At 66.5% G+C, this 15,352-nt stretch carries 15 protein-coding genes; 1 reads left to right on the top strand and 14 read right to left on the bottom strand.

Annotated elements, in window-relative coordinates; translation table 11 throughout:
* The first annotated feature begins 22 nt into the window (after positions 1-22).
* On the top strand, positions 23-1,225 hold the full coding sequence (locus AC1DSO_RS08610; protein WP_477068436.1) for a hypothetical protein: 1,203 nt from the start codon (positions 23-25) through the stop codon (positions 1,223-1,225).
* On the opposite strand, the gene AC1DSO_RS08605 is transcribed toward AC1DSO_RS08610, so the two are convergent.
* The 14 genes from AC1DSO_RS08605 to nuoI form a co-directional block, all read right to left on the bottom strand.
* Entirely contained in the window at positions 1,222-1,908 is a 687-nt protein-coding gene (locus AC1DSO_RS08605; protein WP_477068435.1) for an ABC transporter ATP-binding protein, read from the bottom strand. The genes AC1DSO_RS08610 and AC1DSO_RS08605 overlap by 4 nt on opposite strands.
* Entirely contained in the window at positions 1,901-3,181 is a 1,281-nt protein-coding gene (locus AC1DSO_RS08600; RefSeq protein WP_477068434.1) for a lipoprotein-releasing ABC transporter permease subunit, read from the bottom strand. Before AC1DSO_RS08600 ends, AC1DSO_RS08605 begins: the two co-directional genes overlap by 8 nt.
* The gene (proS, locus tag AC1DSO_RS08595) at positions 3,181-4,509 is read right to left on the bottom strand and encodes a proline--tRNA ligase (RefSeq protein WP_477068433.1); all 1,329 of its coding nucleotides are present in this window, start codon (positions 4,507-4,509) and stop codon (positions 3,181-3,183) included. The genes AC1DSO_RS08600 and proS overlap by 1 nt, the downstream gene beginning before the upstream one ends.
* A gap of 324 nt (positions 4,510-4,833) precedes the next feature.
* On the bottom strand, positions 4,834-5,094 hold the full coding sequence (locus AC1DSO_RS08590; RefSeq protein ID WP_477068432.1) for a DUF1467 family protein: 261 nt from the start codon (positions 5,092-5,094) through the stop codon (positions 4,834-4,836).
* A 2-nt stretch (positions 5,095-5,096) separates the two neighbouring features.
* On the bottom strand, positions 5,097-5,513 hold the full coding sequence (gene mce / locus AC1DSO_RS08585; RefSeq protein ID WP_477068431.1) for a methylmalonyl-CoA epimerase: 417 nt from the start codon (positions 5,511-5,513) through the stop codon (positions 5,097-5,099).
* 110 nt (positions 5,514-5,623) lie between these two features.
* Positions 5,624-7,303, bottom strand: coding sequence for a ribonuclease J (locus AC1DSO_RS08580; protein WP_477068430.1), 1,680 nt, complete (start codon positions 7,301-7,303; stop codon positions 5,624-5,626).
* The gene (locus AC1DSO_RS08575) at positions 7,303-8,088 is read right to left on the bottom strand and encodes a type III pantothenate kinase (protein ID WP_477068429.1); all 786 of its coding nucleotides are present in this window, start codon (positions 8,086-8,088) and stop codon (positions 7,303-7,305) included. Before AC1DSO_RS08575 ends, AC1DSO_RS08580 begins: the two co-directional genes overlap by 1 nt.
* On the bottom strand, positions 8,085-8,840 hold the full coding sequence (locus tag AC1DSO_RS08570) for a biotin--[acetyl-CoA-carboxylase] ligase (RefSeq protein ID WP_477068428.1): 756 nt from the start codon (positions 8,838-8,840) through the stop codon (positions 8,085-8,087). The genes AC1DSO_RS08575 and AC1DSO_RS08570 overlap by 4 nt, the downstream gene beginning before the upstream one ends.
* A complete protein-coding gene (gene nuoN / locus AC1DSO_RS08565) occupies positions 8,827-10,272 on the bottom strand; it encodes an NADH-quinone oxidoreductase subunit NuoN (RefSeq protein ID WP_477068427.1) in 1,446 nt (481 codons plus the stop codon). The genes AC1DSO_RS08570 and nuoN overlap by 14 nt, the downstream gene beginning before the upstream one ends.
* A gap of 7 nt (positions 10,273-10,279) precedes the next feature.
* Positions 10,280-11,782: an NADH-quinone oxidoreductase subunit M gene (locus tag AC1DSO_RS08560; protein ID WP_477068426.1), complete on the bottom strand. Its 1,503-nt coding sequence runs from the start codon at positions 11,780-11,782 to the stop codon at positions 10,280-10,282.
* On the bottom strand, positions 11,779-13,839 hold the full coding sequence (gene nuoL, locus AC1DSO_RS08555; protein WP_477068425.1) for an NADH-quinone oxidoreductase subunit L: 2,061 nt from the start codon (positions 13,837-13,839) through the stop codon (positions 11,779-11,781). Before nuoL ends, AC1DSO_RS08560 begins: the two co-directional genes overlap by 4 nt.
* A gap of 8 nt (positions 13,840-13,847) precedes the next feature.
* Positions 13,848-14,153, bottom strand: coding sequence for an NADH-quinone oxidoreductase subunit NuoK (gene nuoK / locus AC1DSO_RS08550; protein ID WP_477068424.1), 306 nt, complete (start codon positions 14,151-14,153; stop codon positions 13,848-13,850).
* A complete protein-coding gene (locus AC1DSO_RS08545; RefSeq protein ID WP_047405878.1) occupies positions 14,150-14,767 on the bottom strand; it encodes an NADH-quinone oxidoreductase subunit J in 618 nt (205 codons plus the stop codon). The genes nuoK and AC1DSO_RS08545 overlap by 4 nt, the downstream gene beginning before the upstream one ends.
* An 83-nt stretch (positions 14,768-14,850) precedes the next feature.
* Positions 14,851-15,342 carry an NADH-quinone oxidoreductase subunit NuoI gene (nuoI, locus tag AC1DSO_RS08540; protein WP_056051151.1) on the bottom strand — a complete coding sequence of 164 codons (492 nt, stop codon included), beginning with the start codon at positions 15,340-15,342 and terminating at the stop codon, positions 14,851-14,853.
* Positions 15,343-15,352 lie beyond the last annotated feature (10 nt).

Below are 15,352 nucleotides of genomic sequence, written 5' to 3'. Positions count from 1 at the left end.
TTCGACCGTTGTGGGGACGGCCATGGTCTTGGCGATCGCCGGTTCGGCGCAGGCGCGGGCGGAGCTGTTCTCCCGCGACACCGTCTCCGGCCTCGTTGATCTGCGCCTCGTCGCCGCCGATGGCGAAGCCTCGTGGATCGACGGCCGCGTCGGCAAGGCGCGCTTCGGCGACGGCCACCAAGGCGTGCGCCTGGGCGAGGCGGCCCTGGTCTGGAACCCCCGCTTTTCCGACACCGTGTCGGCCGTGATCGTCGGCGAGAGCCAGGACGGCCAGCGGCATCTGGTCGACCTGGGCGAAGGCTATCTAGCCTATCGCTCGCGACCGGGCTCGGCGCTGCGCGTGTCGGCCCGGGCCGGGGTGTTCTACCCGCCGATTTCGCTGGAGCACGATGGCCTGGACTGGTCCGTGCCCGACACCCTTACACCGTCGGCGATCAACACCTGGGTGGCCGAGGAAACCAAGGTCGTCGGCGCCGAAGCCACGCTCCGGCGCACCCTGGCGGGCCAGGCCTTCAGCCTGACCGTCGGCGGCTTCAAGAACGGCGACACCTCGGGCACCGAGCTGACCTTCCGCGGCTGGGCGCTGCACGACCTCAAGTCACCGGTGTTCGGCCGCTTTCCGCTGCCGCCGCTCAGCGCGCGGATGGCCCAGCGCCAGGCGCCGTCGACGACGCCCTTGGCCGAGATCGATGGGCGGATCGGCTATTACGGCCGCGTCGAATGGCGGCCATCACCCGTCCTGGCCTTCGACCTGCTCAGGTACGAGAACGAAGGCGACCGGACCAGCGTCGACGCCAACCGCGAATGGTCGTGGGAGACGCGGTTCTGGAATCTCGGCATGCGACTAGACCTCGACACCGTAGCCGTGAAGGCCCAGATCATGACGGGCGAGACCCTGATGGGCCGCTCGAACGCCAATGGAATCTGGGCCGACATGGGGTTCGACGCCGCCTACGTCTCGGTGAGCAAGGCGCTGGGGCCGGGCTCGGCGACGGTGCGCTACGACCGCTTTTCGACGACCGACCGGACCAACAAGGCCACCGACAACAACGCCGAGCATGGCTGGTCGGGGCTGGCGGCCTATCGCTGGGATATCAAGCCCAACAGCCAGATCGTCTTCGAGGCGCTGCACATCGACAGCTTCCGCCGCGACCGGGCGCGGCTGGGCTTGGCGCCGCGACAAGCTCAGACGGTCCTGCAGACCGCCTTCCGCCGCCAATTCTAGAAGCGCTGGGCTTCCAGGTGGCCGTCCTTGAGGGCCATGACGCGATCCATGTAGCGGGCCAGCTCCATGTTGTGGGTCGCGATCAGGGCCGCGACGCCCTGCTGGCGGGCGACCTGGTACAGCGCCTGGAACACGGCCGCGGAGGTGGCGGGGTCGAGGTTGCCGGTCGGCTCGTCGGCCAGCAGCAACTTGGGGCGATTGGCCAGCGCCCGGGCGATGGCCACGCGCTGCTGTTCGCCGCCGGACATCTGGGCCGGTTGGTGGTTGATGCGCGGGCCCAGGCCCAGGCTTTCCAGCAGTTCCTTGGCCCGCGCCTCGGCCTCGCGACGGCTCTTGCCGGCGATGGTCAGGGGCATGGCCACGTTCTCGAGCGCCGAGAACTCGGGCAGCAGATGGTGGAACTGGTAGACGAAGCCGACCGTGCCCAGGCGGATGCGGGTACGCACGCGCTCCGACAGCTTGGAGCAGTCGCGGCCCTCCAGCGCCACCAGACCGCCGTCCGGACGCTCCAGCAACCCCGCCGAATGCAGCAGCGAGGACTTGCCCGAGCCCGAGGGACCAATCAGGCCGACCACTTCGCCGGGATAGACGTCGATGTCGACGCCGCGCAGCACCGGCAGGTCGCCGGCCTCGGTCTTGTAGACGCGCTCGACCCCGCGCAGGGCCAGGATCGGCTCACTCATAGCGAAGCGCCTCCACCGGATCGAGGCGCGAGGCGCGCCAGGCGGGCGGCAAAGTCGCCAGCACGCTGAACAGAGCCGACAGCGACACGATGCCCGCGACCTCGGTCCAGTCGATCTTCGCCGGGATGTGCGAAAGCATGTAGACGTCGGCGCTGAACACGGCGGTGCCGGTTGCCCATTCCACGAAGTTCTGGATGGGCGTGATGTAGGCGCAGAACACCACGCCCAGGGCCAGGCCGCATAGGGTGCCGGCCACGCCGATCGAGGCGCCGGCCATCAGGAAGATGCGCAAGATCGCCCCCTGCCCCGCGCCCATGGTCCGCAGGATGGCGATGTCCTTGCCCTTGTTCTTCACCAGCATGACCAGGCTGGAGATGATGTTCAGGGTGGCGATGGCGACGATGCAGCCCAGGATCAGCCGCATTACCTTCCGCTCGACCTGGAGGGCGGTGAAATAGCTGTGGTTCTTGTCCTGCCAGTCGGTGACCAGGGCGCCGGGACCGCTGGCCACTTCGACCGCGCGCTTGAGGTCCTTGGCCTTATCCGGGTCGTCGACCTTGATCTCAACATAGTCGACCGAGGTGTCGCGGCCGAAGAACAGCTGGGCCTGTTCCAGCGGCATGTAGACGAAGGCCTCGTCGAACTGGCTCATGCCGACGCTGAAGATCCCGCCGACGATGTAGTTCTTCTCGCGGGTCGAAGTCCCGAAGGCGGTGGCCGGTCCTGTTGGTGAGATCAGGGTGATGGCGTCGCCCGGCCGAACGCCCAGGCTCTGGGCCATGCGGTCGCCGATCAGGACGATGTCGCCGCCGTACTCGCCCTGGCCGAAGCCGTCGATCCCGCCGCTCTTGATGTTGCCGGCAATCAGCGACATGTGCCGCAGATCAGAGGTGTTCACGCCGCGCACGATGGCGCCGGTCACCTGGGTCGGGCCGATGACCATGGCCTGGGCCTCGACCATCGGCGCGGCCTGGATGACGCCCGGCGAGGCCTTGATCCGGCGGATGATGGTGTCGCGATCCGGGCCGTTGATCAGCGGCGACTGGGCGTAGAGGTGGCCGTTGAAACCGAGGATCCGGCCCAGCAGCTCGGCCCGGAAGCCGTTCATCACGCTCATCACGGTAATTAGGGCGAAGACCGCCAGCATCACCGCGGAGAACGAGATGATCGAGATCAGCGCCACGCCGCCGTTCTTGCGCTTGGCGAACAGGTACCGGCGAGCGACGGAGCGCTCCCAGCGACTGAAGGGACCGGCGGCGCGGGTGTCTGGCATCAGGCGGTCTTGCTCTTGGTCAGGCCGTCGAGGATCGAGTCCAGCGAGGCGGTGTGGCGCTCGCCGGTCTTGCGGTTCTTGAGTTCGACCACGCCCTCGGCAATGCCCTTGGGGCCGACGATCAGCTGCCAGGGCAGGCCGATCAGGTCCATGGTGGCGAACTTGGCGCCGCCGCGGGCGTCGGTGTCGTCGTACAGCACGTCCTTGCCGGCGGCCTTGAGCGCGGCATAGGCCGTCTCGCAGGCCGCGTCGCAGGCGGCGTCGCCTTGGCGCATGTTGACGATGCCGACGTCGAACGGCGCAACGCCTTCCGGCCAGATGATCCCGGCCTCGTCATGGCTGGCCTCGATGATCGCGCCCAGCAGGCGCGAGACGCCGACGCCGTAGCTGCCCATCTGGACCGGCGTGTCCTTGCCATCGGGACCGGTGACCGTGGCCTTCATCGGCTCGGAATACTTGGTGCCGAACGAGAAGATGTGGCCGACCTCGATGCCGCGCGCCGACAGGCGGTCGCCCTCAGGCAGCGCATCGAAGGCCGCCGCGTCGTGCATTTCCTCGGTCGCGGCGTAAAGCGCCGTGCGCTGGTTGACCAGCGGCTGCAGGTCGCCGAACCAATCGACGTCCGGACCGGGGGCCGGCATCTCGACCAGGTCCTTGTGGCAGAAGACGGCGCTTTCGCCGGTGTCGGCCAGGACGATGAACTCGTGGCTGAGATCGCCGCCGATCGGGCCGGTGTCGGCCCGCATCGGCACGGCCTTCAGCCCCATCCGCGAGAACAGGTTCAGATAGGCCACGAACATGCGGTTATAGGCCTTGCGCGCGCCCTCGGCGTCGAGGTCGAAGCTGTAGGCGTCCTTCATCAGGAACTCGCGGCCGCGCATCACGCCAAAGCGCGGACGGCGCTCGTCCCGGAACTTCCACTGCACGTGGTACAGGTTCTTGGGAACGTCCTTGTAGCTCCGCACATAGGCCCGGAAGATCTCGGTGATCATTTCCTCGTTGGTGGGCCCGTACAGCAGCTCGCGCTCGTGACGGTCGGTGATGCGCAGCATCTCCGGGCCATAGGCGTCGTAGCGGCCCGACTCGCGCCACAGGTCGGCCAGCTGCAAGGTCGGCATCAGCAGCTCGATGGCGCCGGCGCGATCCATTTCCTCGCGGACGATCTGCTCGACCTTCTTCAGCACGCGGAAGCCCAGCGGCAGCCAGGCATAGATGCCCGCAGCTTCCTGGCGGATCATGCCGGCGCGAAGCATCAGCTGGTGCGAAACGATCTGGGCGTCGGACGGTGCTTCCTTCAGCACCGGCAAGAAATAGCGCGACAAGCGCATGCGCGTGGAAACTCCGGGGAATTCGAGGAGGCCTGAGATAGCCTCTCGTCCGACAGCTTGGCAACGCGCGAGGCTAAAGTAAGGCTCCGACGGCGAATAAAAGAGAGGCCGCGCGGATCGCCGCGCGGCCTTTCAAGTCATCGTCGGGGAAGACGCCACAGAGCGAGACCGGCCAGGCCGATCTCCTGAAGTCACCTTACCTACCCAACACGTGTTGGGGCACGGCCATCCAGGGGAAGCGCTGACAATGAGGCGGTTCGCCCAAGGCTTGGGCGATCGGGGGTAAATCGCTCGCTCCGCGCCCAAGGCTTGGGCATCCGCGCGTCAGGCGCCCATCGGCAGGTCGGGCAAGCTCACCAAGTGAAAGTGGAACACCACGAACAGCACCGCGAACACGATGGCCGAGACCCAGGTCGTGGTGATGAACTTGCGCTTGAGGTTCGGATTGACTGGCGCGCCGGGGTCCGCGCCCGGCGGCGGCGTGATCCCGGCCTCGTGGAAGCTGCGCGAACCCAGCGGCAGCACGGCGAACAGCACCGTCCACCAGATGGTCAGGTAGATCGCGAACCAGGTGACCGGGCTCATATTCAGTGAGCGTCCTTCGGCGTTTCCATGAGCTCGACCAACAGGCCGCCCATGTCCTTGGGGTGAACGAAGATGATCAGCGTGCCATGGGCCCCGATGCGGGGCTCGCCCAGCACTGTCGCGCCCTTGGCGACAAGGTCATCGCGGGCCTCGTAGATGTTCTCGACCTCGAAGCAGATGTGGTGCTGGCCGCCCTTGGGATTCTTGGCCAGGAAGCCATGGATCGGCGAGTTCTCACCATACGGCTCGATCAGCTCGATCTGGCTGTTGGGCAGGTTGACGAAGCAGACCCACACCCCCTGCTCCGGCATCGCCCACTTCTCGGTCACCGAGGTGGCGCCCAGCAGGTCGCGATACATCTTCACCGAGTCGTCGATCGAGGGCGTGGCGACCCCGACGTGGTTGAGCTTGCCGATCATCCTTCAAGAGCTCCCGCGCTTTTCTGGTTGTTGGCGATTGGCCTAGCACCAGTGCTGCATTGCGGAAAGATACGGGCGACCACGGTGTTTCGGTGGCCGCCCGTCTATGATCACAGCCGCAGGACCGTCGTCTCGACGACCGGCTTGCGCTCCCAGATGCGGAACGCCGCCTTCTTCACGGCCCGCGAGATGGCGCTTTCGATCGCTTCGTCCAACTCGCGGGCGTCGCCTTGGAGCTTCTTGTAGGCGGTCTCGGCTTCCTCGGCGAGATCGTCGAGAGCGTCGTCGAGGGTGTATTCCTCGTCGCCGGTCAGGCCGATGCCACGCACCTGCGGGCCCGAAACGATCTTGTTGCGGCCGTCCAGGACGATCGACACGGCCAGCATGCCGTTGAACGCCGCGTGCCTCCGCTCGCGCAGCGCGTCGCCGTTCTCGGGCGTGACGACGCCGCCGTCGACATAGAGACGGCCGGCCGGCACCTCGTCGATGATCTCCGGCAGGCCCGGCGCCAGACGCACCATGTCGCCGTTGCGCGGCGAGATGGCGTACGGCACCTGCAGGTCCTTGGCGAAGGCCGCGTGCTCGATCAGGTGGCGACGCTCGCCGTGGGTCGGCACGGCGATCTGCGGACGCACCCACGAGTACATCTGGCGCAGCTCTTCCCGGCACGGGTGGCCCGAGACGTGGATGCCAGGCGTGTCGCGTTCGGTGTGCAGACGCACGCCGCGGTCGGCCAGCTTGTTCTGCAGGTTGCGGATCGGGATCTCGTTGCCTGGGATGACCCTTGAGGAGAAGACCACGTGGTCGCCAGACCCCAGCTTGACGTGCGGATGGCTGCCGTCGGCGATCCGCGACAGGGCCGCGCGCGCCTCGCCCTGGCTGCCCGTGCACAGGAACAGGATCTCGTTCTCGGGCAGGTGCTTGGCCTGGTCGTCGTTGATGAACGGCTCGATGCCGGTCAGCAGCCCGACCGAGCGCGCGGCGGCGGCCATGCGGTGCATCGAGCGGCCGGCCAGGCAGACCTTGCGGCCGCAGGCCTGGGCGGCGCGGATCACGGTGTCCATGCGCGCCACGTTCGAGGCGAAGCAGGCCACGGCGATCTTGCCGGTCAGGCTTTTAATCAGGTTCCCGAGCGCCTCCCGAACGTCGGCTTCGGACCCGGCCGAGCCTTCCACGAAGACATTCGTACTGTCGCAGACCATGGCCAGCACCCCCTCGTCGCCAAGGCGGCGGATGGCGGCCTCGTCGGTCGGGGCGCCCAGCTGGGGCTCGGGGTCGATCTTCCAGTCGCCGGTGTGCAGGATGGTGCCCAGCGGCGTCTTGATCGCCAGGCCGTTCGGTTCCGGGATCGAGTGCGTCAGGGTGATCAGTTCCAGATCGAACGGGCCGAGCTTGAAGCGGCCGCCCAGCGGCACCTCGGTGATCGGGACCTCGTCGAGCAGATCGGCGTCGCGCAGCTTCTCACGCAGCAGGAAGGCGGTGAACGGCGTGGCGTAGACCGGCGCCTTCAGACGCGGCCATAGCCAGTGCACCGCGCCCAGATGGTCTTCGTGCGCGTGCGTCAGGACGATGCCGATGATGTCCTTGGCATAGGGCTCGATATACGAGGGATCCGGCAAGATGATCTCGACGCCCGGCGTCGTCTGGTCGCCGAAGGTCACGCCGAGGTCGACCACGATCCACTTGCGATCGTGAGCCGGGCCGAAGCCGTACAGGTTGAAGTTCATGCCGATCTCGTTCGACCCGCCTAGCGGCAGGAAGACGAGTTCGTCGCTCTTGGATTTTTTCATCAGGTCTCGGAAATGGTGTTTCGGCGATAGATTTCGAGGAGACCCCGGATCGTCAGATCGGAGTCGAAGTGGTCGATGCTTTCGGTAGCGCCCTCGAACAGCGAGGCGACGCCGCCAGTGGCGATGACGGTCATGGGCTCGCCGCGCTCGGCCTTGATGCGCGTGACGAGACCCTCGATCAGAGAGATATACCCCCAGAACACGCCAGACTGCATGGCCGACACGGTGTCGGTGCCCACGATCCTGTTACCGGCGGGCCGCTGGATGGCGATCCGGGGCAGCTTGGCCGCCGCTTCGTGCAGGGCCTGCATGGAAAGGTTGATGCCCGGGGCGATGATGCCGCCCTCGAAGGCGCCGTCGTCCCCGACGATATCAAACGTCGTGGCCGTGCCGCTGTCGATGACGATCAGCGGCCCCTTGTAGACCATTCCCGCCCCGATGGCGTTGACCAGGCGATCGGCGCCGGCTTCGGAAGGCTTTTCGATGCGCACTTCGATGCCGAGATTGGCGTTCTCGCCGATCACCAGCGGTTCGACGCCGAAATAGCGGCGCGATAGGTTGCGCAGGTTGAAGATCGACTGCGGCACGACGCTGGAAATGATCACCGCGTCGATGGCCCGAAAGCCCAGCCCCTGCATCGACAGAAGCTGCGAGAGCCAGACCACGTACTCGTCGGCGGTGCGGGTGCTCTCGGTGGCCGAACGCCATTGCGCCACCCACGACTGGCCGTCGTGAATGGCGAACATGGTGTTGGTGTTGCCCTGTTCAATGGCGAGCAGCATCACGCGCCTCCGAAAAACACGTCGCCGGCGGTGATCCGGCGGACTCGACCATCATCCAGACGAAGCCGCAGCGCGCCGTCGCCGTCCAGGCCCTCGGCGACGCCCTCGAGCGTCTCGGTCCCAAGACGCGCGGTGCACGGTTCGCCCAGGCCGTGGGCGCGAGCGGTCCAGGCGTCGGCGACGGCGGGGAAGCCCAGCGACGTCCAAACCCGCGACCAGCGCTCGAACGCGCCGGCCAGGGCTTCGATCGCCTCGGTCGGCCGCGGCGGCGGGCTGTCGCGATAGGTGGCGATCGAGGTGGCGGGACGTTCAGCATCGATCGGCTTGCGCGCCAGGTTCACCCCGATCCCGACGGCAATCCAGAGGCCGCCGAGGGGCGAGGCGCCCGACTCGACCAGGATGCCGCTGACCTTCAGTCCGCCCAGCAGCGGGTCGTTCGGCCACTTCAGGCTGACGAGGGAGGCCGGCACGTATCCGGCCAGCAGGTCGGCCACGGCCAGGGCGGCGACGAACGAGACCTGCGCGGCCTCGGCCGGCGGCTTGTCGGTGCGAAAAAGGAAGGTGGCGGCGAGGTTGCCCTCGCCGGTCTCCCAGGCGCGACCACGGCGGCCGCGCCCGGCGGTCTGGCGAAGGCCCAGCAGCCACAGCGGCCCGCCCTCGCCCGCCTCGGCCCGGCGTCGGGCCTCGGCGTTGGTGGAGTCGATCTCGTCGAGGACGACGACGGGCGGCAAGCCCGTCACGTCACGCGTGACCAAAGGCCGCCGCGGCGGCCTTGGCGGCGGGATCGATCCAGATCAGGGCCACCAGCACGATCGGGAATGAGAAGATCGCGGCCGCGAAGCCGACGGCGCGGGCCGACGGCGACGGGGCGTCGACCGAACCCGTCGAGGCGTCGAACCAGATCGCCTTGATCAGGCGCAGGTAATAGAACGCCGCGACCACGCTGCCGACCAGGCCAAGTACGGCGGCCCACTGCATCATCACGTCGCCCGTGCCGATGGCGGCCTTGAAGACGTAGAACTTCGACCAGAAGCCCGAGAACGGCGGCAGGCCCAGGGCCGAGAGCGAGAACGCGGTCATGGCCAGGGCGATGCCGGGACGTTCCTTGATCAGGCCGGCCATGTCCTCGATGGTCTCCATCGGCTTGCCGTCGCGGTTCAGCGCCTGCAGGCAGGCGAAGAAGCCGGTGACGTCGACCATGTAGAGGGTCATGAAGACCAGCATCGACTGCAGGCCGACCTCGCCGCCAGCCGCGACACCCAGCAGGGCGTAGCCGACATTGGCGATCGACGAATAGGCCCACAGGCGCTTCAAGTTGGTCTGGGCCAGGCCCGCGAAGGCGCCGACGAAGACCGAAAGCAGGGCCGCGATCACCAGGATCTGGCGCCATTGCTCGGTCGCGCCCGGGAAGGCGTCGCCCAGCACGCGGGCGAACATCATCATGGCGGCCAGCTTCGGCGCGGCGGCGAAGAAGCCGACGACCGGGGTCGGGGCGCCTTCGTAGACGTCCGGCGTCCACATGTGGAACGGCGCGGCCGAGACCTTGAAGGCCAGGCCGCAGATCAGGAACACCAGGCCGAACAGCAAGCCCACGCCGTGCGAACCGCCGTGAGCGGCCGCCAGGGCGATCTGGCTGAAGTGGGTTGAGCCGGTAAAGCCGTAAATCAGCGAGCTGCCATACAGCAGCAGGCCCGACGACAGCGCGCCCAGCACGAAGTACTTCAGGCCCGCTTCCGACGACTTGGCGTCGTCACGGCGCATGGCGGCCAGCACGTACAGGGCCAGCGACTGCAGCTCGACCCCGACATAGAGGCTGATCAGGTCGCCGGCCGAGGCGGTGACGCCCATGCCGAGCGCGGCCAGGATCACCAGGACGGCATATTCGATCTTCTGATCGCCGCGCTGAGCCAGCCAGCGGTCGCCCAGCACTACGGCGATGGCGCTGGACAGGTAGATGGCGACCTTGGCGTAGGTCGCCGCGGCGTCGGCCGCATAGACCCCGTTGAAGGCGTGGCCGTGCGGGCCCAGCACCGCCGTGGCGGCGGCCGCGACCAGCGAGGCGACAGCGGCCAGGGTGAAGATGGCTCCGACCTTGCCCCGGAAGGCGCCGGCGACCAGCAGAACCAGCGCCGCGATCGCGAGAACGACCTCAGGCAGGACGAGCGAGAAGTTGGCGGAAAAGGTCATAGGCTCCTCACCCGCCCACGGCGGCGCGCCAGGCGCCGACGAGCGCGTCGACGGACGTCGCGGTCAGGTTGAACACGAAATTCGGATAGATGCCGAGCACCAGGGTCGAGACGATCAGCGGGGCGAAGATCAGGATCTCGCGCTTGTCCAGATCGGTGATCGTGGCCAGTTGCGGATTGGTGATCTCGCCGAACATCACGCGGCGGTACAGGGTCAGGGCGTACATGGCCGACAGGATCACGCCCGAGGCGGCGACGATCGCGGTCCAGGTCGAGGCCTTGTAGGCGCCGGTCATGGTCAGGATTTCCCCGACGAAGCCCGAGGTGCCCGGCAGGCCGACATTGCCCATGGTGAACAGCATGAAGGTCGCCGCGTACCACGGCATCCGGTTGGTCAGGCCGCCGTAGAAGGCGATCTCGCGGGTATGCATGCGATCGTAGACGACGCCGACGCAGAGGAAGAGCGCGCCGGAGATCACCCCRTGGCTCAGCATCTGGAACAGAGCGCCCTGCTCGCCCGCCGCGTTGCCCGAGAAGATGCCCATGGTCACGAAGCCCATGTGGGCCACCGACGAATAGGCGATCAGCTTCTTGATGTCGGTCTGACGGAAGGCGACCAGCGAAGTGTAGACGATGGCGATGGCCGACATCGCGAACACCAGGGGCTGGAACAGCTCCGAGGCGTTGGGGAACATCGGCAGGCTGAAGCGCATGAAGCCGTAGCCGCCCATCTTCAGCAGGATACCCGCCAGGATGACCGAACCGGCCGTCGGGGCCTCGACGTGGGCGTCGGGCAGCCAGGTGTGCACCGGCCACATCGGCATCTTCACCGCGAAGCTCGCGAAGAAGGCCAGCCACAGCCAGGTCTGCAGCCACGGCGCGAACTTGAAGGTCATCAGGTCCGGGATCGACGAGGTATGGGCGATGCCGATCATGGCCAGGATGGCCGCCAGCATCAGCACCGAGCCGAGCAGCGTGTAGAGGAAGAACTTGTAGGCCGCGTACACCCGGCGCTTACCGCCCCAGATGCCGATGATCAGGAACATCGGAACCAGGCCGCCCTCGAAGAAGAGGTAGAACAGGATCAGGTCCAGCGCGCAGAACACGCCGATCACCAGGGTCTCCAGGACCAGGAAGGCGATCAGGTATTCGACGACGCGCTTCTCGACCGACTTCCAGCTGGCGATGATGCAGATCGGCAGCAGGAACGCGGTCAGCAGGACGAACAGCACCGAGATGCCGTCGATGCCCATGCGGTAGTGCAGGCCGGCGAACCAGGCGATGTCTTCCACGAACTGGAAGCCCGGGTTCTTCGGGTCGAACTGGACGGTGAGAACGATCGACAGGCCAAAGGTGACCAGGGTGGTCGCCAGGGCGATCCACTTGGCCAGGGTGTCGGTCTTGTCCCCCGCGCCGTGCAGGGCGCGCGCGGCGAGGATCACCGCGACGCCGACCAAGGGCGCGAAAGTCGTGAGGCTGAGAAGGCCGCTCATTAGCTCCGTCCCCCTCAACGGAATGCGTACAGGGCGAAGGTCAGCAGGCCGGCGACGCCGAGCAGCATGACAAACGCGTAGTGGTAGAGATAACCGGTCTGAAGTTTGCCGGTGCGCTTGCCGACCTCATACGAGACCGCGCTGACGCCATCAGGACCCAGGCCGTCGATGATCTTCTGGTCGCCGCCCTTCCAGAACAGGTCGCCGAGGAACTTGGCGAAGCGCACGAAGGTGGCGTCGTACAGCTCGTCGAAGAACCACTTGTTGTAGAAGAAGACGTAGGCCGGACCCTGACGGGCGGCGAGCTTGGCGCCCAGGCCTTCCTTCAGGATGTAGACGTAGAAGGCGATGAACAGGCCGATGATCGAGGCGACCAGCGGGCTCCACTTCACCCACTCGGCCACTTCATGCGCCTGGTGGAGCACGTGGTTGGTCGGAGCGTTGTAGATCGCGCCGCGCCAGAATTCTTCCTGGTGGTGGCCGACGAAGTAGTCGACGAACACGAAGCCGGCGGCGACGGCGCCGATCGACAGCACGATCAGCGGGACCAGCATCACCCAAGGGCTTTCATGCGGCTTGTGGTCATGACCGTGACCATGATCGTCGTCGGGCAGCGGCTCATCGTGCGTTTCATGCGCCGCGCCGTGCGCTTCGTGGCCATGGGCGTCATGCGCATGATGGTCGTCATGACCCCAGCGCGCGTGGCCATTAAAGGTGAAGAAGGCCAGACGCCACGAGTAGAACGAGGTCAGGCCCGCCACCAGCACGCCGATCACCCAGGCGAACATGGCGATCGAATTGTGACCGCCAGCCGCGAAGGCCGCTTCGATGATGGTGTCCTTCGAGTAGAAGCCGGCGAAGCCCAGGTGCAGCGGCGGGAAGCCAAGGCCCGTGATGGCGATCGTCCCGATGGTCATGGCGATGAAGGTCACCGGCAGCAGCTTGGCCAGGGCGCCGTAGCGGCGCATGTCCTGCTCGTGGTGCATGCCGTGGATCACCGAACCGGCGCCCAGGAACAGCAGGGCCTTGAAGAAGGCGTGGGTGAACAGGTGGAACATCGCCGCCTGATAGGCGCCGACGCCGGCCGCGAAGAACATGTAGCCCAGCTGCGAACAGGTCGAGTAGGCGATCACCCGCTTGATGTCGTTCTGGGTCAGGCCGACCGTGGCGGCGAACAGGGCCGTCACCGCGCCGATCACCGTGACGATGTTCTTGGCCACCGGGGCGTATTCGAACATCGGCGACAGCAGGCACAGCATGTAGACGCCAGCGGTCACCATGGTGGCCGCGTGGATCAGAGCCGAGACCGGGGTCGGGCCTTCCATGGCGTCCGGCAGCCAGGTGTGCAGGAAGAACTGGGCCGACTTGCCCATCGCGCCGATGAACAGCAGGAAGCAGGCGATATCCATCAGCGGGAACGTGTGGCCCGCGAACTCCCAGGTCTTGCCGGCGTGCGCCGCGATCTGCGGGAACAGCTCGGCGAACTGGATCGTGCCGAACGCCCAGTAGGTGGTCATGATGCCGAGGGCGAAACCGAAGTCGCCGACCCGGTTGACCACGAAGGCCTTGATGGCCGCGGCGCTGGCCGTGGGCTTCTTGTACCAGAAGCCGATCAGCAAATACGAGGCCAGGCCCACGCCTTCCCAACCGAAGAACAGCTGCATGAAGTCGGCGGCGGTGACCAGCGACAGCATGGCGAAGGTGAACAGCGACAGGTACGCGAAGAAGCGCGGCTTGCTGTCGTCCTCGGCCATGTAGCCCCAGGAGTAGACGTGCACGAGGGCCGAGACCGTCGTGACCACGATCAGCATGGTCGCCGACAGGGCGTCGATGCGGATCGACCAGTTGGCCTGGAAATCGCCGATGTGGATGAACGGCAGCAGGTGGACCGTGAAGGCCTCCATGTGCCCCCAGGTCCACTGGCTGAACGTGTACCACGACAGGCCGCAGGCCAGGAGCAGCGCGCCGGTGGTGACCGACTGCGAGGCCACATCGCCGATACGACGGCCGAACAGGCCGGCGATGGCCGCGGCGATGATCGGCGCGAAAAGGATAATGGTGACAAGCGTCTGCATGACGTCGCTTAGCCCTTCATCATGCTGGCGTCGTCAACCGCGATGTCGCCGCGGTTTCGGAAGAAGGTGACGAGAATGGCCAGACCCACGGCCGCCTCGGCGGCGGCGACGGTCAGCACGAACATGGCGAAGATCTGCCCCGTCACGTCGTGCAGGAACGCCGAGAACGCCACCAGGTTGATGTTCACCGCCAACAGGATCAGCTCGATCGACATCAGGATGACGATGATGTTCTTGCGGTTCACGAAGATGCCGAAGACGCCGATCGTGAACAGGATCGCGGCGACGACGAGATAGTGCGGCAGGCCGATCATTCGGAGATCCCCTCACCCGGTTTGATCTGAACCAGCTCCATGCCGGTCTTGGGCGTGCGGGCGATCTGCTTGCCGATGTCCTGGCGCTTGACGCCCGGCTTGTGGCGCAGGGTGAGCACGATGGCGCCGATCATGGCGACCAGCAGCACCAGGCCCGCCAGTTGGAAGAAGAAGACGTAGTCGGTGTAGAGCACCCGGCCGATCGCCTCGGTGTTGGGCACGCCGCCCGGCGAGGCATTCGGCAAGCCGTTCTTGGCGGCCGCGCCGTTAGTCGCCACCGCGGCCACGACCATCACCATCTCGACGGCGATGAACAGCGCCACCGCCCCGCCGAACGGCAGGTACTGAGCGAAGCCCTGACGAAGCTCGGCGAAGTCCACGTCCAGCATCATGACGACGAACAGGAACAGCACCGCGACCGCGCCCACGTAGACGACGATCAGCAGCATCGCCAGGAACTCTGCGCCCAGCAGGACGAAGAGGCCGGCGGCCGAGAAGAAGGCGGTGATCAGGAAGAGCACCGAGTGCACGGGATTCCGAGCCGACACGACGAGAAGACCCGCCGCGATGGTCGTGAAAGCCAGCAGATAGAAAGCGATCGCCTGCAAGGCCATTGGCCCAGGTGCTCCCCTGAAAACTAAAGTCCAAACGACGGTGCGCCGACGACGCGCCGCCCACCTCGGATTCGCGCCCGTCTTTAGCGGTAGGGCGCGTCCAACTCCAGATTCTTCGCGATCAGGCGCTCCCAGCGGTCGCCGTTATCGAGAAGCCGTTCCTTGTCGTAGTAGAGTTCCTCGCGCGTCTCGGTCGCGAACTCGATGTTCGGGCCTTCGACGATGGCGTCCACCGGGCAGGCCTCCTGGCACAGACCGCAGTAGATGCACTTGACCATGTCGATGTCGTAGCGGGTCGTGCGGCGGCTGCCGTCCTCGCGCGGTTCGGCCTCGATGGTGATCGCCTGGGCGGGGCAGATGGCTTCGCACAGCTTGCAGGCGATGCAGCGCTCCTCGCCCGACGGATAGCGACGCAGAGCGTGCTCGCCCCGGAAGCGCGGCGATTGCGGGCCACGCTCGTTCGGATAGATCACCGTCTTCTTCGGCGCGATCATGTACTTCATGGCCAGGCCGAAGGCGCCGGCGAAGTCCAGAAGGGCCGCGCCCTTGACCGCTTGCGTGATGCGCTGGAACACCAGAGCTCTC

The sequence above is a fragment of the Caulobacter sp. P4_E5 genome, from assembly GCF_056401555.1.
This window is presented reverse-complemented; position numbering and strand designations above follow the sequence as displayed.